Genomic DNA, 19540 nt, shown 5'->3' with positions numbered 1-19540 from the left:
ACAGTTATGAACAGATCCAAAGTATTCCTCAACATCTTCATGCTGGCCTTTTTTCTCGTGTTCTCCTGCAGTTCCACAGACGTGGATCCCACAATCCGGCCGACAAATCTCACGGTCATCATTACTGTCGTGGGTGCCTCTGACTCGGCTCCGGCCGGAGACGGTTCCGGGGAGGTCCGGGTAAGTGCCTATGCCGAGAATGCCGTGAGATACTCGTATAGATTTGAGGGAGGTGAAACGATAGAGACCTCCTCCAGGACTGTGAATCATTTATTCGAAGAGGAAGGAACACACAGCTATTCCATTGAGGTGAAGGCATTCTCAGCCACAGGGGAATCGGTCTCAGAGACGCTTACGGTCACGGTTTACAAATCGGGCCCTCCAGTGGCCCCATCCCTGGTCTTTGCCGATGAATTCGACTATGAGGGGAGCCCCGACCCCGAAAAATGGTACCACCAGGTAGTAGGCCCCAATAACGGCAGCTGGTACAACGGCGAGGCTCAGCATTACACCGCCAGACCGGTAAACTCCTATGTCAGCGACGGTACCCTGAAGATCAGGGCGCAACGGGAGGAATACACCTCAGGAGGGATCACTAAATCCTTTACCTCGGCCAGGTTGAATTCCAAATACGCTTTTACTTACGGAAGGGTGGAAGTACGCGCAAAACTTCCCTCTGCAGGAGGTACCTGGCCTGCGATCTGGACCCTGGGGGCCAATATAAATGAAAGCGGCAATTTTTTCGGATCCCAATACGGCAGCGTAGGCTGGCCTGCCTGTGGTGAGATCGATATCATGGAACAAAGGGGATGGGACAAGTCTACGACCCTTGGCTATTTCCACTGGGGAGATACCCAAACCGGGGCTTACCGGACTGAGGGTTCTTCCACAGCCGTCCCGGGATCTACAGATGAATTCCACCTCTACATCCTGGAATGGGACGATCAGCGCATGAGGATCTATGTGGATGAGATCCTCGTCCACGAACTGTCCAACACTGCAGACAAGCCCTATGACAACCCCCATTACCTTTTGCTGAATGTGGCCATGGGCGGCAATTTAGGAGGAGAGATCCCGGGTTCTTTCACCGAAGGGATCATGGAGGTCGACTACGTCCGGGTATACCGAAATTAGGCAATAGATCCGATTAAAGGCTAGTGAGGAAAAGGTGCTTTTTGCACCCTATTTTTTCGTACCTTTCAGACTATTAACCAATAAATAACCAACCCATGAGAACATTATTTTTTACCCTTGCCGTGGCAGGGGTTTTTGCCCTGTCGGCGTGCAAGCAGTCCGCACCTGAAGAACAGATGACTCCGGCAGAGGCCCCGGATTATGCGGCCTTTGATGCCAAAGTGGCCATTATCGAGGCTTTTTACAAGGCCCATGAAGCCGAGAATCTGGAGACCCTGGCCAATCTTTTGTCGGACACCCTGCAGTGGAGCCCTCCCCAATACAACGGGAACCAATGGCTTGGCAAGGACGACCTGCTGGCTGCTCTGAAAGGTTACCACGAGAATTTTGACGATATCCGGTTTACTCCGGGGGTGATCACAGCCAATAATACGGCAGGGGCTTACTGGTCAGGATCCGTATTCCCTGAGAGTACTGCGACCACTCTCTCTACCAACATCAGGGTGTATGGCACCTGGAACGCCACCCACACGGAGACCGGCAAACCGACCGGGGTTAAATTTTATTCCCTGATAACGGTCAATGACGCGGGCAAGATCGCAAGTGCATCGGATTATTTCGATGTGAACGGACTCGCCGTACAGATTGCAGCCGAATAACCTTCTGAGATAAAAGATATTTACTAATGGCCCCTTCAAGGGGCCATTTCTTTGATCGCTAAGCAATACCCCGGTCGTTTTAATTCTTTTTTATACTTTCATCCTGTCATAGAAAAACGCATTCGCCCATGATCAAATTTTTCAGGCGCATTCGCTACGATCTTATGGAAAAGAACAAGGCCGGCCAGTACCTCAAATACGCTATTGGAGAGATCATCCTGGTGGTTATCGGGATCCTGATCGCCCTGAGCATCAACAACTACAATGAAGAACGTATCCTGAGAGAAAAAGAGTAGACCTATCTCAAAGGCCTTCAATCTGAATTTTCAATAAGTGAACAGAAACTGGAGAATCTGATCAAGGTGCTCAGTAAAAACTATGGAGCGGCCAAAGAATTTCTCACGGTGCTCGACAAGGATCCCACCGCAGACCAGGATACCTTGCTTTCCCAACTGGGATATGACTCTTTTGCCTTCGAAATTGCCTACAATCCAAATAATGCCTTACTGCATGAAATGATCAGTTCCGGGAGCCTGAAGGAGATAACCAATACTGAACTCAGGCGGCACCTGACTACCTGGAATGCTTCACTTGAATCCGTTCGAGTGACAGAACAAGACCTGAGGTTGGAAAGAGAAAAGATTCGGGACATGTTTCGGAGGGAAAATGCCAGTATCAGGACCGTCTTTGACCAGACCGGGATCAGTACGGAAATAATGGGTATACCGAAGGCAAAGGAAAAGTACAGCAACCTTGAGATCATGAAGGGCCGGGAATTCGAGAACAACTTGCTCACCTTTATTATTACCGCAATCAGTTTAGAACAGGAGATTTATAGGCCTCTTCTTCAGGAAATACAATCCATCCGTTCACTGATTGATTCTGAAATAAAGCCATGAAACCCTGACAGGGGAAAAAAAATGGCCCCAGGTGGGGCCATTTTCATTTTATAAACATGCTAAAATCTAGGTCAGATCAAAACGGTCGAGGTTCATGACCTTGTTCCACGCCTTCACAAAATCCTTCACGAATTTCCCGTTGGCATCGTCACAGGCGTATACCTCGGCCAGTGCACGGAGTTCCGTGTTGGATCCGAAGATCAGATCTGCCCGAGTTCCGGTCCATTTCTTCTCACCGGTACTTCTATCCCTGCCTTCAAACACTTCCTGATCTGAATCTACTGCCTTCCACTCGTTGTCCATATCTAGCAGGTTCACAAAGAAGTCGTTGCTGAGCGTACCGGGTCTCTTGGTGAATACGCCATGGGAAGACCCGTCATAATTTGCATTCAAGGTCCTCATACCGCCTACAAGCACTGTCATTTCAGGAGCTGTAAGGGTCATCAACTGAGCCTTGTCTACCAGCATGTCTTCCGTTGAGACAGAGGATTTGATCTTGCGGTAATTCCTGAATCCATCTGCTATGGGTTCCAGTACGTCAAAGGCTTCAGCATCGGTCATTTCCGCTGTGGCATCTGTACGGCCCGGAGAGAAAGGAACTTTGATATCCTGTCCTCCATCCTTGGCGGCCTTCTCTATGGCAGCACATCCGCCGAGTACGATCAGGTCTGCCAGGGATACCTTCTTGTTCCCTTTCTGAGCCCCGTTAAAATCGGATTGTACCTTCGTCAGTGTATCCAGCACTTTGCCCAATTGCACAGGGTTGTTCACTTCCCAGACCGCTTGTGGCTCGAGGCGTACCCTGGCTCCGTTGGCTCCTCCGCGGTTGTCAGAACCCCGGAAGGTAGATGCGGAGGCCCATGCGGCCCTGACGAGGTCCGAAACGGACAGCCCGCTAGACAGGATAGTCTTCTTCAGGGATGCGATATCCTTCTCGTCGATCAGTTCGTGATCCACTGCTGGAACAGGGTCTTGCCATACCAGATCTTCTTTTGGGACTTCAGGCCCCAGGTAACGGGATTTTGGCCCCATGTCTCTGTGCGTAAGCTTAAACCAGGCTTTTTGGTAAGCCTCCTTGAATTCCTCCGGGTTTTCCAGGAAGTGGCGTGAGATCTTTTCATAGGCTGGGTCCATCCTCAGGGAGAGGTCAGTAACCAGCATAAAAGGTGCGTGTTTCTTGCTTGGGTCGTGCGCATCCGGAACCGTACCGGCACCGGCGCCGTCCTTAGGCTGGAATTGCCATGCTCCGGCCGGACTCTTAGTGAGTTCCCAGTCGTACTTGAACAGGTTTTCCAGGTATTTATGACTCCACTTGATAGGGGTATCCGTCCAGGCACCTTCGAGTCCGCTCGTAATCGTATCCGATCCTTTCCCACTTTTAAAATTGCTCTTCCATCCCAGGCTCTGCATTTCGATAGGAGCCCCGGCGGGTTCTGCCTCCAGGAATTCAGAATCTTTGGCAGCCCCGTGGGTCTTGCCGAAGGTGTGTCCACCTGCGATAAGGGCCACGGTCTCATAGTCGTTCATAGCCATACGCCCGAAGGTTTCACGTATGTCGTGGGCGGCAGCCAGCGGATCCGGGTTGGCATTGGGGCCTTCCGGGTTCACGTAGATCAATCCCATATGGGCGGCTCCCATCTGCCTTTCCAGTTCTCCTTTTTCATTGTAGCGCTCCTTGTTGCCCAACCATTCGGTCTCAGATCCCCAATAGATGTCCTCTTCGGGCTGGTAAATGTCTTCACGACCTCCTGCAAAGCCGTACATAGGCAAGCCCATGGATTCGTGGGCCACATTACCGGCCAGGATCAGCAGGTCTGCCCATGAGAGTTTTTTACCGTATTTCTTTTTGATGGGCCAAAGCAAGACCCTGGCCTTGTCGAGGTTGGCATTGTCGGGCCAACTGTTCAGGGGGGCAAAACGCTGCGCCCCGGTTCCACCACCTCCGCGTCCGTCGGAGATGCGGTAAGTTCCTGCGGCATGCCATGCCATCCGGATAAAGAATGGGCCGTAGTGGCCATAATCTGCGGGCCACCAGTCCTTAGAATCCGTCATCAGGGACGTCAGATCCTTTTTGACCGCCTTGAGGTCCAGGCTTTTGAATTCCTTTGCGTAGTCAAAATCCTTTTCCATAGGATTGACGCGCTCGGAGTGCTGCCTGAGGATGTTCAAATTCAGTGAGTTCGGCCACCAGTCCCGGTTCGTGGTCCCACCACCTGCCACCTGCTGCAGTTCCCCGTTGAGAAAAGGGCACTTGCTTTCATCATTGGCGTGGTAAGCTGAACCGTTAGATGAGCCGGTCCTGTTTTTTAAGTCTTCCATGGTCTTTGAAATTAGGTTTATTAGAGGGTTCGTCCGTTATTTTATGATATCCTCAAATTTACCAAACAAATTCCTATGAAAGGCCAGATTTGTATCGATATAAACTATGGCTCATGTTGAATTCCGATCTTCTCCCCCGGATACCATCAGACTAAAAACATACCAGAGAATATATGTTCTTATTCAACCATATCTCAGTATCTTATAGGCAATGAAAGACCTTAGTCATTTGTAATGGTAGCAGGAACCCAACTCACCTTTTATGTCGCCCTTCTGAGAGGGATCAATGTCTCAGGCCGTCACAAGGTGCCCATGGAACAATTGCGGGCAGAACTCCTTTCAATGGGATATTCGGATGTGCAAACGTTACTGAATTCAGGCAATGTGATATTCAGGGCGGAAGACATCGACCCGGAAACCCTGCGAACCAATATAGCCCGGCACCTCAATGATGTTTTTGGCTTTGAAATCCCGACCTGGGTCCTGGATGCCCGCACGTTTCAGGATCAGTTCAAGGAAGACCCGTTCCGCGGGCTGAAGCTGGATGAAGATTCACGATGCTACGTTACCTTTTTGAATGCGGAGGAAAGAGCAGTGCCCGAACTGCCTTTTACTTATAACGAGGGTGCCTTCCGGATTATCAGCGAGAGGGGGAAGGCCGTATGCAGCGTTCTGGATATCAGCAGGATCGGCACAGCCGATGTGATGGGCCTCCTCGAAAAAATGTACGGAAAAGGGATCACCACGCGGAATTGGAATACGGTGGTCCGCATACTCGAAAAGCTCAAAAAGCCGGATTCGTAAACTCAACGATCCATCAAAAGCAAGAATATGGCGTTTGGCACCAGGAATCTAACTGAAAAACACTATTGGTTTGCCGTGGTGTTGGTCTACCTGACGATCCTCTCTACCCTCTTTATCGGTCAGCCCCTTGCTAATGAACTTAGGGACCAGAATGTACAGGCCGTGATATTTGTGCTGGGCATGCTACTGGTGACCATAGCTGTTCTCCTTCACGGATTGATCCATAGACCCGGCAGCGTTGAATATGCCTTCCTTATCGGTATTGCGGCGGTTTATGTAATGTTCTTTTTCCGGCTTGGGGCTCCTGAACGCAGCCACCTCATCGAATACAGCGTACTGGCCGTCCTTCTGCACAAGTCATTTAAAAAAAAATACCTTGCTGATAGCGGGAACTGGAAGTCCGGTATCATGGCCTGGTTGTGGGGCGTGTGCCTGGGTGCCCTCGATGAAGGGATCCAGTACTTCCTTCCCCACAGGGTGTTTGACCCCTTAGATATTGCTTTTAACAGCATAGCCGTTACCATGGCCATTGGCGTCTCTATAGTGCTATTTCTTCTAAAAAAGGTTCTTAAAAAAAACGCAGTTAAATAGGTTGAGCGAATCAAAATGATAAGTACATTTAATTTATAAAATTATACAACGGACCCTATGATCCACCCACATACCGAACTGCGTTTCATCAACAAGACCATAGGGTACGGCGTAGTAGCAACCAGGGACATTCCTGCCGGGACCATCACCTGGGTACTGGATGCCCTCGACAGGGAATTCACGGCGAAAGAATATCAAAAAATGACGCCCCTCTACAAGAATATCCTGGACACCTATACCTACCGGAACAACAAGGGAAATTACATCCTGTGCTGGGACCTCGGCCGCTATGTCAACCACAGTTTCCGGTCAAATTGCCTCTCAACGGCCTACGAATTTGAAATTGCCATACGGGACATCAAGAAGGGGGAACAACTGACGGATGATTACGGGTATTTGAATCTGCATGAACCTTTTGAAGGAATAGATGAGGGTACGGAGCGGAAAGTGGTCTATCCCGACGACCTGTTGAACTACCACGAGGTATGGGATTCCGACCTCCGCAAGGTCTTTGGCCTCATCCCTGAAAGGGAACAACCCCTGATACCTTTAATAAGCCCCGCTACCAAAAAAACCATAGAACAGATCACAGGCGGAAAAAAAGAGATGGATTCCATACTTTTGAATTACTACAGGGGGTCATAGGAAGCTGTCTTATTCCAACTCACTGGAGGGCAAACAGGAAGGTATCCTTGTTTCAGCAATTCAGACCGTCATGGAAAAACAACATACTGCCTTTATTGCCAAAAACCTTGAAGATCTTCATTTCGGAGGCAACTGGACGGCTGTAAACCTGAAGGATACCCTGGCAGGGCTTCACTGGGAAGACGCCAACAGAAAGATCGGATCCCTTCATTCCATAGCAGAACTGGTCTTCCACATCAACTATTTTATAACGGTGGTGAACCGGGTACTGCAGGGCCATCCCCTGGAAGGCAAGGATGCGGTCAGTTTTGATGTTCCTGAGATCAGGTCTGAGAAAGACTGGGAGGAGCTGCTTCAAAAAACATGGGACGATGCCAGGACCTTTGCCAGGCTCGCCAGAGAGCTCCCTGACAACAAGCTCAATGAGGTCTTTTCGGATAAAAAGTATGGCTCTTATCAGAGAAACCTCTACGGGCTCATCGAACACAGCCATTACCATCTCGGGCAGATCGTCCTTATCAGAAAACTCCTGAGTGAATCCTGAGAGGCCTTCAATTCCTTTGAATCACTCCTGGATTATCATCATTCTTCTCTCTAATTAGCGGAAAATCCCTAATTTTATTCAGAAGGACACCCTGAAAATTGGCCCTCTCACTTTGTCATCAACCTAAAACCAACCTCTATGAATCCCATTGTCAGAAATATTTTGGCCGTGATCGCCGGACTGGTCATCGGCAGTGTTGTGAATATGTTCTTTATCTCCCTCAACGGAAGTGTCATCCCCCTGCCGGAAGGGGCCGATGTAAGCACTATGGAAGGTTTGAAGGAAAGCATGTCCCTCTTTGAACCCAAACACTTTATCTTTCCTTTTCTGGCGCATGCCATTGGAACCCTTGTCGGAGCCTTTATCGCAGCCAGGATCGCTGCCTCCAGGAAAATGCTCTTCGCCATGCTGATCGGGGTGGCATTCCTTGCGGGTGGGATCATCAATGTGATCAACCTGCCTGCTCCTGGCTGGTTTTCAGCCCTGGACCTGATCGTAGCTTATATCCCTATGGGATGGCTGGGCGGCAAACTGGGAATGGGAAAATCGAACTCCTGATTCTATACGGGAAACGAATTTCTTGGTTCTGTGAAATAGAGGCAAATGCATTCCGAAAAACGATACTCATGCTTTTTGTCTACCTTTAATCATCCACCCCTGGTCCGTAGATTGAGATCAGTCAGGCTGTCAAATCAAACCTATCACCTATGAAAAAGGTCCTTATTCTCAACGCACTTATTTGGGCAGGTGTCATCCTTCTGGCTTCTTCCCTTGTAGGGGATCACCCTCAATACCAGATCCTTATCGGTATTTTGGCCGTGGGATTTACCCTCCAGAACGGATTCACCTACGCTTTTTTGAAAGATAAAAAATGAGATGGCAATTTCTACTTTTCGCGCCTCTCTGCTAAAGGGATTCCTGGGATACTTCTTCTTGCTTTGCGGAAGTTCGATATCCCATGGGCAAACACCGGTTAATGTTTACGACCGTTGCAGTACCTCCCTTGAGGGGTATTGGAAATACATCGTGGATCCGTATGAAAATGGATTTTACAACTACAGACTGGAAGCCTTTGATGAACAGGATAACCCCTCAAAGAATGCTTTCTTTACAGATAGCAAACCGGCTGACCGCTCCGAACTCCTCGAATACGATTTCGACCTGAGTGACAGTATTTATGTCCCGGGGGATTGGAATTCACAAAAGGAAAAACTCTTTTATTACGAAGGAACGGTATGGTACCGAAGACATTTCGATTATACCAAACAGGACTCCTCCAACCGTGTCTTTCTGTACTTCGGAGCGGTGAACAACCGCTGCCATGTATATCTGAACGGCATCAAAATAGGGCAGCACACGGGGGGCTTCACCCCTTTTTCCTTTGAGGTCACCGCCCTCTTAAAGGATACCGGTAACTCACTGGTGGTAAAGGTCGACAATAAGCGGATTAAGGAAGGGGTGCCCACCCTTAACACCGACTGGTGGAATTATGGGGGCATCACCCGGGAAGTGAGCCTTGTTGAAACCCCTGAGACCTATGTGGAAGATTACTCCGTACATCTGGCCCGGGACAAACCAGGTACTCTTCAAGGGTCTGTTCTGTTAAACGGGAGTCTCAAGGCAGGAAGGCAGGTACAAGTCCGCATTCCCGAACTACAGAAATCCATACAGGTTCTAACCGATGACAAGGGGATGGCCTCCTTTAGCCTCCCCGTTGACACACTACGCCTGTGGTCTGACCAGGACCCTAAACGCTATAAAGTGATCCTGAGCACCGGTCAGGACTCGGTCTCGGAATGGATCGGTTTCCGGAACATTTCTGTAAAAGGACGGGATATCCTTCTGAACGGACGGCCCGTTTTCCTAAAAGGGATCTCCATCCACGAGGAGAGTCCGGTCAGAAAAGGACGTGCCCATACCAGGGAAGATGCCCGTATACTACTGGGATGGGCCCGGGAACTGGGATGCAACTTTGTGAGACTGGCGCATTATCCCCACAACGAACACATGGTAAGACTGGCCGATTCCCTGGGGATGCTGGTCTGGGAAGAGATCCCCGTATACTGGACCATTGCATGGGAAAACCCCTCTACCTATAACAACGCGGCAAAGCAACTCAACGAGGTCATCAGAAGGGACAAGAATCGGGCCTCCGTCATAATTTGGTCCATGGCCAATGAAACTCCGACCAGTCCGACCAGGACTCAATTTCTCACAGACCTGGCGACCCTGACCCGCTCCCTCGACCCCACCCGACTGATCAGTGCCGCCCTTGAACAGAGTGCTTTAAATGGCAACCCGAAGATCAGGACCATCGAAGACAACTTTGCCCGGGTCGTGGATATCCTCAGCTTTAACCAGTACATCGGCTGGTATGACGGACTTCCGGACAAAGCCAGGGAAATCAGCTGGAAGATCGAACAGGAAAAGCCCGTTTTCATCTCAGAGTTCGGGGGAGGTGCCAAACAAGGGTTGCACGGGGATAAATACACCAGGTGGACGGAAGAATACCAGGAATTCCTGTATGAGGAAAATTTGAAAATGCTCAGTGGTATTGAACAGTTGAGAGGCATGTCGCCATGGATCCTGGTGGATTTCAGATCCCCGCGCAGGATGCTCCCTGAAATTCAGGATGGCTGGAACCGAAAAGGTCTGATCTCTGAGGAGGGCATCAAAAAGAAAGCCTTCTATTCGCTTCAAAAGTATTACCTGACCAAAGAATAGACTTATGACCTCTGCTGCACTACTCATCACGGCCGCCTTCGGACTTTTCCTGATCGCAGTAGGTTTTGTGATGCTCCTTTTTCCCCGTGTTGCCTGGAACATCCTGAAAAAGGCAGGGAGTACGCCCCTGATCAACTACGGGGAATTGACCTTACGGATGATCCCTGCGGCCGGACTCATCCTTTACGCAGGGGAATCCCGGTTTCCTATGGTCTTTGAATGGCTGGGCTGGTTCATGATAGGCTCCTCCCTGGTCCTCATGCTGCTGCCCAGAAGGTGGCACCACGCCTATGCCCTCAGATGTGCTGCCCTTCTTCCCCCGCCCGTGATCAGGCTCATTTCCCCATTCTCCTTTGCCTTTGGGGGATTCATCCTGTATGCCGTGCTCTGAGGTTACTGCGCGTTCCTGATGATCTCCTCGACCACTTCGGGATTCAGCAGGGTACTGATATCCCCCAGGTTGGACGTGTCTTTAGACGCTATCTTCCGGAGAATCCTCCTCATGATCTTGCCACTGCGTGTCTTGGGTAATCCTGGTACGAACTGTATCTTATCCAGTTTGGCGATAGGACCGATATGCTCCGCAATCTGCTGGTTGATCTCCTTCTTCAGGTTCTCCCTGTCCCTCGTTTCCCCAACTTCCTTCAGGATCACAAAGCCATAGAGGGCATTTCCTTTGACTTCGTGGGGGAAGCCTACAATGGCCGACTCCGAAACGGCAGGGTGTTCGTTGATGGCGTCCTCTATAGGTGCAGTTCCCAGGTTGTGCCCCGATACGATGATCACATCATCTACCCTACCGGTGATCCTGTAGTAACCAACGGCATTTCGCATAGCTCCATCCCCGGTAAAATACTTATTCTTGAAGGCCGAGAAGTACGTATCGTAATACCGTTTATGATCCCCCCAGATAGTCCTCGCCATAGAGGGCCATGGGAATTTTATGCAAAGCCTTCCTTCTACCTGGTTGCCATCGATCTCGTTTCCATTTTCATCCATCAGCGCCGGCTGCACCCCTATAAAAGGAAGGGTGGCATAGGTAGGGGTTGTGGGGGTTACAAAGGGAATGGGTGAGATCATGATCCCCCCCGTCTCCGTCTGCCACCATGTATCCACGATGGGGCTCCTGTTCTTCCCGATATTGTTGTTGTACCAGTTCCAGGCTTCTTCATTGATAGGTTCGCCCACCGTACCCAGGATTTTGACGGAAGAAAGGTCGTATTTGTCCACATAATCCAGGCTCTCCTTAGCCAGTGCCCGAATCGCCGTAGGCGCTGTATAGAACTGGGTTACCTTGTGTTTGGCCACCACCTCCCAAAACCTGCCGTGATCCGGATAGGTGGGTACGCCTTCGAACATGACCGTAGTTGCCCCATTAGCCAATGGCCCGTAGACGATGTAAGAATGTCCCGTGATCCAACCAATATCGGCCGTACACCAGTAGATGTCTTCCTCCCGGTACCTGAATATGTTCTTGAAGGTATAGGCCGTAAAGACCATATACCCGCCTGAGCTGTGCACCATCCCCTTGGGTTTGCCGGTGGATCCGGAGGTATACAGTATAAAAAGCGGATCCTCTGCATCCATGATCTCGGGAATACACTCATCAGAGGCTTCCTCCAGCAATGGCTCCAGCCAATGATCCCTTCCTTTGGTCATCTCCACCTTTTCCCCCGTACGTTTCACCACGATTACCGTACTGACCCCTTTACAATTCTCAAGACTCTGGTCTACGATACCTTTTAGATCAAGGGTCTTTGCCCCCCGGTAAGAACCGTCAGAGGTGATCACCATCCGGCAATCACAGTCATTGATACGCGCCGCCAGGGCCTGGGAAGAAAATCCCGCAAAGACCACAGAATGTATGGCCCCTATCCGGGCACAGGCCAGGACGGATATGGCGAGTTCAGGGATCATAGGGAGGTAAATGCAGACCCGGTCTCCTTTCTTCACCCCTTTGGATTGTAGGACATTGGCGAAACGGCATACCCTTTTGTACAGATCGGTATACGTGATATGCTGGGCTGCCTCTTTGGGGTCGTTGGGCTCAAAGAGGATAGCGGTCTTGTTACCCCTAATGGCGAGATGCCTGTCCAGGCAGTTTTCCGTGATATTCAGCTTAGCCCCTTCGAACCAGGCCACCTCGGGTTTTGAAAAGTCCCATCGCAAGACACGATCCCATCGCTTTCTCCACAAAAAGTGTTCTTCTGCGATCTCTTCCCAGAAATTCTCGGGTTCTCTGACCGACTTCCGGTAGAGCTGAAAGTACTCCTCCAGGTTTTTGATGCTGTAATTACTCATATTGTCTGATTTTAATGTGGCCTTGCCTCGCCGGCTCCTTTGGGCAAGCGGATGTCTTCCACGATCTGCTGAACTTCCTCCGGTGGATCCCTGAAAAATGCCGAAACAGAGAGGGCAACTATAAAATTAAGCAACATTGCCACGGTTCCAAAACCTTCGGGTGAGATTCCGAACCACCAGTCGGCCGCTGTCCCCCCTCCGAACATATCGAATTTAAACCTGAGCATGTAATAGAGCATGACTCCTATCCCTACTACCATACCGGCCGTGGCCCCCTCCTTGTTCATCTTCTTGTAAAAGATCCCCAGAATAATCGCAGGAAAGAAGGAAGCTGCTGCCAGGCCAAAGGCAAGGGCTACCGTAGCCGCCACAAAATCCGGAGGATGTATGCCAAAATACCCTGCAATGCACACCGCCACCACGGCCGAGATCCGGGCCAGGATCAGCTCACTCCCGTCCGAAATATCCTTTTTCCATTGCTTCTTGATCAGGTCGTGGGAAATAGCGGTAGAGATCACCAGCAGCAAACCCGCTGCCGTGGAAAGGGCGGCAGCCAGACCTCCTGCCGCCACCAGGGCGATCACCCAGTTGGGAAGGTCGGCAATTTCCGGGTTGGCCAGCACGGTGATATCGGGATCGACCGTCAGCTCATTCCTGCTGGTATCCCCCACGTATTGAATGAGACCATCCCCATTCTTGTCCTCAAAGACGATGAGACCTGTGGTCTCCCATTTGCGAAACCATTCCGGCATTTCTTCGTAAGGCTGACCGCTTACGGTCTCCAGAAGGTTGGTCCTGGCGAATACGGCCACCGCCGGAGCCGTGGTGTAGAGGATAGCGATGAAAAGCAGGGCGTATCCGGCCGACTTCCTCGCGTCCCTGACGTTGGGTACCGTAAAGAACCTGACGATCACGTGGGGCAGGCCCGCCGTGCCAACCATCAGGGCGGCTGTGATACAAAGGATGTCCAGGGTCGACTTAGAACTATCTGTATAGGCCGTAAAACCCAGGGCTTCAGATAGTCCGTCCAGTTTGTCCAGGAGGTAGGTTTCCTCCCCCAACACCCGGGAACCCATCCCGAGCTGTGGAATTGGGTTACCCGTCATCTGTATGGAGATAAAGATCGCAGGGACCATAAAGGCAAAGATCAGGACGCAGTACTGGGCCACCTGCGTATAGGTGATCCCCTTCATCCCCCCGAGGACCGCATAGAACAGAACGATCAGCATCCCTATGATCACCCCGGTATCTATGGAAACTTCCAGGAAACGCGAGAATACCAGTCCCACTCCCCTCATCTGTCCGGCCACATAGGTAAATGAGACCAGGAGGGCGCAAACAACCGCGACCGTCCTGGTGATATTGGAATAGTAGCGGTCCCCGATAAAATCGGGTACAGTGAATTTTCCAAATTTTCTGAGATAAGGGGCAAGGAGCAACGCCAGAAGCACATAGCCCCCCGTCCACCCCATAAGGTACACCGATCCGTCATACCCCGTAAAGGAAAGCAAGCCGGCCATACCCAGGAAGGAGGCAGCAGACATCCAGTCGGCCGCCGTAGCCAGGCCGTTGGCCAAAGCCGGGACATGGCCCCCGGCAATATAGAAATCGCTGGTAGAACTCGCCCTGGACCAGATAGCGATGCCTATGTAGAGGGAAAAGGAAACGACCACCAGGAGGAGGGTCCAGCTCTGTACATCCATATTTACCACTTTAAAGAAGGGTCAGGCCTCTTCATCATAACCGTATTTCCTGTCGAGTTTGTTCATCAAACGGACATAGACAAAGATGAGGACCACGAAAACGTAGATAGCACCCTGCTGGGCAAACCAGAATCCGAGGCCGAAACCACCTATTTTGATGGCATTCAGTTCCTCTTTGAAGAGGATCCCGGCCCCGAAAGATACCAGGAACCAGAGGGTGAGTAACAGGATAAGATACCTGAGGTTCTCCCTCCAATAGGCCTTGGGGTTGTTTTGTGGTTGGTCCATAGTCCCTTATAGAAGGGACAAAATACTAAATTCCGGGGGATTTGCGGATAGCTGTCCGGCAGAAAGAAGGAAGCGATCCTGTGGCCTTACTGGCCCAGGGGTTGGGCATCGAATTGCAGGAGTTCACGATCTTCACAGACTACGGTGAACTCTATGGGGTTACAGCACACCTCACAATCTTCCACATAGGTCTGGTGCGTTATGGAGGTGTCGAGGAGGATAGAGATCTCCTCCCAGCAATACGGACATTGGAAGAAGTGTTCGTCCATGTCTTTTTTACAGTTCGATGTTCAGCAACTGGCCGGTGAGTTGCAGCAGCTGTAACTCCGCCAACTTTGCGTCGTACTTAGCCAGGTTTTTATTGGTCTGGGCGTTGAGCAGGTTGATCTGGGCCTGCCGGAACTCTATGGAAGTGATGCGTCCCAGTTGGAACTGTTCCCTGGAACGGGCAAAATTGTTCTCATTGGTGATCACGTTCTGTTCCTGTATAGCGTAGATCGCCAGACGGTTCTCGTATATATTAAGCGCATTGAGGATGTCGCGGTCCACCTCCAGTTCGATCTGTTTCTTCAACAGGTCCTGGTTCTCAAAAGCGATCTTTGCATTTTTGACCCGTATGGCAGTACTGCCTCCATCGAAGAGGTTCCAGGTAAGGCGGGCACCCAGGTTCATATTAAACGTCGTGTTGTTGGTCCCGGGAAAGAAAGCCGATGGAGGGTTCTGGTTCAGGTTCCACCCATAGGATCCGCTAAGGCCAATCGACGGTAAATACCCGCTCCTGCTTACCTTAATGTCGTACTCGTTGATCTTGAGGTTCTTTTCGGTCTGCAGCAGGGCTACGTTGTTTTCCTTGGCCGTGGCGATGAATTCGTCCAGTTCCAGCCTTGGGATGAAATTCACCACCGTATCAACCGCAAAGGTCTCGTTCAGATTCTGGTTAAGTACCACATTGAGGTCCCTCTTGGCGTTGGCAAGCTGTTGCTTGGCGTTCAAAAGGTTGATACTGTCGTTGGTTACGTCTACCTGGGCGTTCAGTATGTCCAGTTTGGTATTCTGCCCGTATTCAAACGCGTATTCCGCCCTGGTGATCCTGTCCCTGGAGATCCGGAGGGCCTGATTGAAGACGTTAACGTTCTCAGTGAGACGGGCCACCTCGAAATAGACACTAAATAACTGCAACAGGGTATTTTCTATGGTTTCCCTGGCCTGTAGTTCCGTGAGCTGGTATTGTTCCTGCAGGCTTTTGTAATTGTACAACCTGCCAAGGCCATCAAAAAGGGTATAATCCAATGTAATCCCTGTATTGAAGCGCTGTGCCTCTGCCTTGTTCAATTCAAAATCCGGTCTGGGTTGCCCGTTCTCATCAAACTGCCCGGGGAATTCAACCACGATATCATCCCTGTTATAGGTAGCACCTGCATTGGCGGTCAGGGTAGGGAGGAATCCGGCATTGAGGATGCTCTGGTTGTTCTCTGCGATCTCTACCTGGTTCCTGGCCACCTTGATCCCAAAATTGTTCTCCAGGGCGAGCTTCATAGCCTCCTGTTTAGACAGGACAGGGTCTTGCGCAAATCCGGTAGATATTCCAAGCAGAGCGACCAGGAACAGGGTCGTGAGGTAAATTCTTCTCATTAATCCGTATCTTCTATTTGGGCCGTTTCCTTGTGTTTTCTCCTCTTTTCGAGCTGAGAGGTTTGGGTGGCCTTTCCGTTGGTAGCTACTTCTAATTTCTCTTTTAACCTGGCTTCCTGCTTCTGTTCTTTGATCACCCTTTCCACGGCCTCCTTGTTCACCTTCTCGCCGGTCTTCAGCCAGGAAATGTTCGCCTTTGCTGTATTGATGGCGGAGAGCAGTAAGGGGAGCATCAGGAGGGTCAGAACGGTCGCGATGCCTATCCCATAGGATATGGAGATGGCCATGGGCTTGAGGAACTGGGCCTGACGGCTTTTTTCAAGCAACAGAGGGGCGAGTCCGGCGATCGTGGTCAGAGAGGTCAGGAATATGGCCCTGAAACGGGATTTTCCCGCTTCGTAAAGGGCGTCGTCAAAATTCATTCCTTCCCTGAGATAGTTGTTGAATTTCCCTATCAGTACAAGCCCGTCGTTCACCATGATACCGATCAGAGCGATGATTCCCAGAGCCGATAGCACGTTGATAGGGAATCCGTGTATATAGTGCCCCCAGGCCACCCCGATCACACTAAAGGGGATCATGGAGAGCAGGATTACAGGCTGACTGTACGACCGGAACGTAAAGGCGATGACGGCGAAGATCAAAAAGAGGATCACCGGGAAAACCGCATTGACAGAACGCGACAATTTCTGGGCTTCCCTATTCTGGCCTTCGTATGACACAGAGAGAGACGGGTACTTAGCCATTAGACCCGGGATAAAGTTCTGTTGTACGTCAAAGAGGACGTCTGTCGCACTTTCGTTCGGGTTTTCGAGATCGGCTTCCACCCTGATCTCCCTCTGCCCGTCTAAATGGCTGATGGATTCGTCCCCTCGGGCGATGGTATAGGTGGCGATCTCTGAAAAAGGTACCCTTTGCCCGGTAGGGGTTAGGATCCTCATGTCATCCAGGTCGGAGATACTCGAACGATTGGAACGGTCATATCGCACCCATACCCGTATTTCGTCCTGCCCTCTCTGGAATCTCTGAGCCTGGGCACCGAAGAAACCGGCGCGGACCTGGCTCATGACCGACTGCAGGTTGAGCCCCAGTGCATAGGCATTCTCCTTGAGTTCTATGTCGAGTTCCTTGATCCCTTCCGGATCTGTATCCGTGACATCCCTGAGCTTAGTGTTGTTTTGGAGGTAGGCGCGCAATTCTTCTTTGGCACTCTCTAATTGCTCATTGTCGTTGCCCAGCAAGGCAATGGAAACCGGGCTACCCCCGAAATTTCCACCCGATCCGAAAGTGAGGCGCTCCACCCCGTAGACCTCCCCTACTTCTTCCCGAATGGCATTGGTGATCTCAGGGGACGGGAAATCCCGCTCCTCCCCGGGAAGAAGGTTCACCCGAAGGGAGGCCTTGTTATTTCCGGGTCCCACGCGTTTTATAATATTCTCCACGACCTGTAGATTCCCGCTTTGCCGGGCCGTAAAATCATCGTTCACCCTCCATGCGGCTGCCTCCACCCTGGAGATGATATCTTCCGTGATCTCGGGGTTGGTACCTTCGGGCATGAGCAGTTCTATACTGACCTGATCACTAGCCAAACTAGGAAAGATGGTCACCCGGACGATACCCGACATAATGGACGCTATCGTAATCACCAGCAATCCGGTAAAGATGGAAAAACTGATGAACCTGTGGTTAAGTACGAAGTGCAGTGCCGGGCTGTAAAGAGTATCCCTGAGGTAGGTCATCACACGGTCTCCTATTTTGTTAAACGTCCTGAGTTTCGCAAAGACCCTGTCTACTCCGGATTGGTTCTCCATTTCCTCAGGGGTTTGGCGTACCAGGGCCTTGGAATGAGCAATGTGTGCCGGTAAGATGATCAAGGCTTCAAAGAGGGAGACCGTGAGGGTCAGGATCACGACCGTAGACACTTCCCCGAAGAATTCTCCGATCCGGCTGTCGAGGAACAGAAACGTGGAAAAGGCCAGAATCGTGGTGAGGATGGCGGATAGGATGGGAGGAATCACCTCAACCGTCCCGTCTATAGCGGCCTGTACGGGCGACTTCCCTTTTTCGTAGTGCTGGTAGATGTTCTCGGAGATCACGATCCCGTCATCCACCAAAATACCTATCACGATGATCATTCCAAAGAGGGAAAGGATGTTGATGGTCACGGAGAACATGGCAGCAAAGATGAACATCCCCAGGAAGGAGATGGGCAGACCGAAGGCCACCCAGAATGCCAGCCTGGTATTCAAAAAGAAAGAGAGGAACAACAGGACCAGCAGGATCCCGATGGCCCCGTTCTCGATCAGGAGGGCTGTCCTTTGCTTGAGGGAGATCGAAGCGTCTGAGACCACATCCAGATGGACGTTGTTATGGGTGGCATTGTAGTTCTCGATGTATTCGTTGATCTTATCCGCAGTGGGAATAAGATCTTCATTGTTGGTGTTGCTCACCTGCACGTTTACAGAGAGATTCCCGTTGAAGTAACTAACGTTGGGGGTCTCTGAGAACCGGTCCCTCACTTCGGCCACATCCCTCAGGCGAATGATATTTCCACTGGCATCCGAACGAACCACCAGGTTGTTGAGTTCATCCCCGTAGTAGGAACGATTTCTGGCCCGAATCAGGTAGTCCTCCTGTTCCGTCTTGATTTCGCCCCCTGTGGTAAGGATGTTGGTTTGTCCGACAGCCTGGGCCACTTCCTGGAAGGTAAGGTTGTAGGCGAGCAGGTCCCTTTCCCTTACAGCGATCTCTATTTCCTCTTCAGGGTATCCGGTGATCTCGATCTGGGAGATCCCGTCCATGGCCCTTAGGTCGTATTCTATCTTGCGGGTGATCTGCTTTAGGTTGGAGAGGGCGATTCCCTTCCCATTAACAGCAAAACTGATGGTGGGCCGGATGGTTTCCTGTTTGGCTACTACCAGGGGTTCCATCCCCCCTGGGAAGTTAGGGACCCGGTCCACGGCGTTCTTAACCTCGGTCAGGATGACATCGATATCCTCATCGGAATCGATCTCCACGGTAATACTACCCCCATTCTCCCGGGAGGTGGAGGTAACCCTTTCTATCCCCACCAGGCCTTTCAGGTTGTCCTCTATTTTGAGGACCACCCCCTCCTCTATCTCCTGAGGGGCGGCACCGGGGTAATTGATGCTGATCGTGATAATCTGGGAGTCTATCAGAGGGAAAAAAGAGGACCTCATCCGCAAGGCGCCCAGGATACCGAACACCACAAAGGCGAGGATGATCACATTCACTGCGACATCGAACCTGATAAAATAACCTATGATCTTTCGCATG

At 51.0% G+C, this 19540-nt stretch carries 19 protein-coding genes; 12 read left to right on the top strand and 7 right to left on the bottom strand.

The annotated features are described in order from the left end of the window. Positions 1-6 precede the first annotated feature (6 nt). The 4 genes from GWK09_RS14305 to GWK09_RS14290 all read left to right on the top strand — a co-directional run bounded on the left by GWK09_RS14305 (position 7) and on the right by GWK09_RS14290 (position 2692). Positions 7-1134, top strand: coding sequence for a family 16 glycosylhydrolase (locus tag GWK09_RS14305; protein WP_163694153.1), 1128 nt, complete (start codon positions 7-9; stop codon positions 1132-1134). 95 nt (positions 1135-1229) lie between these two features. Then, positions 1230-1793 carry a nuclear transport factor 2 family protein gene (locus GWK09_RS14300; RefSeq protein WP_163694152.1) on the top strand — a complete coding sequence of 188 codons (564 nt, stop codon included), beginning with the start codon at positions 1230-1232 and terminating at the stop codon, positions 1791-1793. A gap of 128 nt (positions 1794-1921) precedes the next feature. Beyond that, on the top strand, positions 1922-2089 hold the full coding sequence (locus GWK09_RS14295) for a DUF6090 family protein (RefSeq protein WP_163694084.1): 168 nt from the start codon (positions 1922-1924) through the stop codon (positions 2087-2089). Between the two features lie 66 nt (positions 2090-2155). Continuing rightward, positions 2156-2692, top strand: coding sequence for a hypothetical protein (locus GWK09_RS14290; RefSeq protein ID WP_163694151.1), 537 nt, complete (start codon positions 2156-2158; stop codon positions 2690-2692). A 66-nt stretch (positions 2693-2758) separates the two neighbouring features. Here GWK09_RS14290 and katG read toward each other — a convergent pair whose 3' ends face one another. Continuing rightward, a complete protein-coding gene (katG, locus tag GWK09_RS14285; RefSeq protein ID WP_163694150.1) occupies positions 2759-5011 on the bottom strand; it encodes a catalase/peroxidase HPI in 2253 nt (750 codons plus the stop codon). Positions 5012-5245: 234 nt separating this feature from the next. On the opposite strand from katG, the gene GWK09_RS14280 reads away from it, so the two are divergent. The 8 genes from GWK09_RS14280 to GWK09_RS14250 all read left to right on the top strand — a co-directional run bounded on the left by GWK09_RS14280 (position 5246) and on the right by GWK09_RS14250 (position 10710). Further along, positions 5246-5815: a DUF1697 domain-containing protein gene (locus tag GWK09_RS14280; RefSeq protein WP_163694149.1), complete on the top strand. Its 570-nt coding sequence runs from the start codon at positions 5246-5248 to the stop codon at positions 5813-5815. Positions 5816-5842: 27 nt separating this feature from the next. Beyond that, positions 5843-6406, top strand: coding sequence for a VanZ family protein (locus GWK09_RS14275; RefSeq protein WP_163694148.1), 564 nt, complete (start codon positions 5843-5845; stop codon positions 6404-6406). 57 nt (positions 6407-6463) lie between these two features. Next, on the top strand, positions 6464-7051 hold the full coding sequence (locus GWK09_RS14270) for an SET domain-containing protein (RefSeq protein WP_163694147.1): 588 nt from the start codon (positions 6464-6466) through the stop codon (positions 7049-7051). A gap of 70 nt (positions 7052-7121) precedes the next feature. Further along, a complete protein-coding gene (locus GWK09_RS14265) occupies positions 7122-7595 on the top strand; it encodes a DinB family protein (RefSeq protein WP_163694146.1) in 474 nt (157 codons plus the stop codon). 138 nt (positions 7596-7733) lie between these two features. Next, the gene (locus GWK09_RS14260; RefSeq protein ID WP_163694145.1) at positions 7734-8153 is read left to right on the top strand and encodes a cytochrome P450 family protein; all 420 of its coding nucleotides are present in this window, start codon (positions 7734-7736) and stop codon (positions 8151-8153) included. A 149-nt stretch (positions 8154-8302) separates the two neighbouring features. Continuing rightward, the gene (locus tag GWK09_RS14980) at positions 8303-8470 is read left to right on the top strand and encodes a hypothetical protein (RefSeq protein ID WP_204260478.1); all 168 of its coding nucleotides are present in this window, start codon (positions 8303-8305) and stop codon (positions 8468-8470) included. A gap of 1 nt (position 8471) precedes the next feature. Then, positions 8472-10319 carry a glycoside hydrolase family 2 protein gene (locus tag GWK09_RS14255; protein WP_163694144.1) on the top strand — a complete coding sequence of 616 codons (1848 nt, stop codon included), beginning with the start codon at positions 8472-8474 and terminating at the stop codon, positions 10317-10319. Positions 10320-10323: 4 nt separating this feature from the next. Continuing rightward, positions 10324-10710: a hypothetical protein gene (locus GWK09_RS14250; protein ID WP_163694143.1), complete on the top strand. Its 387-nt coding sequence runs from the start codon at positions 10324-10326 to the stop codon at positions 10708-10710. A gap of 2 nt (positions 10711-10712) precedes the next feature. On the opposite strand, the gene acs is transcribed toward GWK09_RS14250, so the two are convergent. The 6 genes from acs to GWK09_RS14220 form a co-directional block, all read right to left on the bottom strand. Next, the gene (gene acs, locus GWK09_RS14245; protein WP_163694142.1) at positions 10713-12620 is read right to left on the bottom strand and encodes an acetate--CoA ligase; all 1908 of its coding nucleotides are present in this window, start codon (positions 12618-12620) and stop codon (positions 10713-10715) included. 11 nt (positions 12621-12631) lie between these two features. Then, positions 12632-14323, bottom strand: a complete 1692-nt coding sequence (locus tag GWK09_RS14240) for a sodium:solute symporter family protein (RefSeq protein WP_163694141.1) — start codon at positions 14321-14323, stop codon at positions 12632-12634. A 21-nt stretch (positions 14324-14344) separates the two neighbouring features. Beyond that, positions 14345-14611 carry a DUF4212 domain-containing protein gene (locus tag GWK09_RS14235; RefSeq protein WP_163694140.1) on the bottom strand — a complete coding sequence of 89 codons (267 nt, stop codon included), beginning with the start codon at positions 14609-14611 and terminating at the stop codon, positions 14345-14347. An 86-nt stretch (positions 14612-14697) separates the two neighbouring features. Then, on the bottom strand, positions 14698-14880 hold the full coding sequence (locus tag GWK09_RS14230; RefSeq protein WP_163694139.1) for a CPXCG motif-containing cysteine-rich protein: 183 nt from the start codon (positions 14878-14880) through the stop codon (positions 14698-14700). Between the two features lie 7 nt (positions 14881-14887). After that, on the bottom strand, positions 14888-16243 hold the full coding sequence (locus tag GWK09_RS14225) for a TolC family protein (protein WP_163694138.1): 1356 nt from the start codon (positions 16241-16243) through the stop codon (positions 14888-14890). Beyond that, a complete protein-coding gene (locus GWK09_RS14220) occupies positions 16243-19539 on the bottom strand; it encodes an efflux RND transporter permease subunit (protein ID WP_163694137.1) in 3297 nt (1098 codons plus the stop codon). Before GWK09_RS14220 ends, GWK09_RS14225 begins: the two co-directional genes overlap by 1 nt. Between the last annotated feature and the right edge of the window lies 1 nt (position 19540).

Source organism: Muriicola jejuensis (assembly GCF_010671595.1).
Taxonomy (GTDB): domain Bacteria; phylum Bacteroidota; class Bacteroidia; order Flavobacteriales; family Flavobacteriaceae; genus Muriicola; species Muriicola jejuensis.
This window is presented reverse-complemented; position numbering and strand designations above follow the sequence as displayed.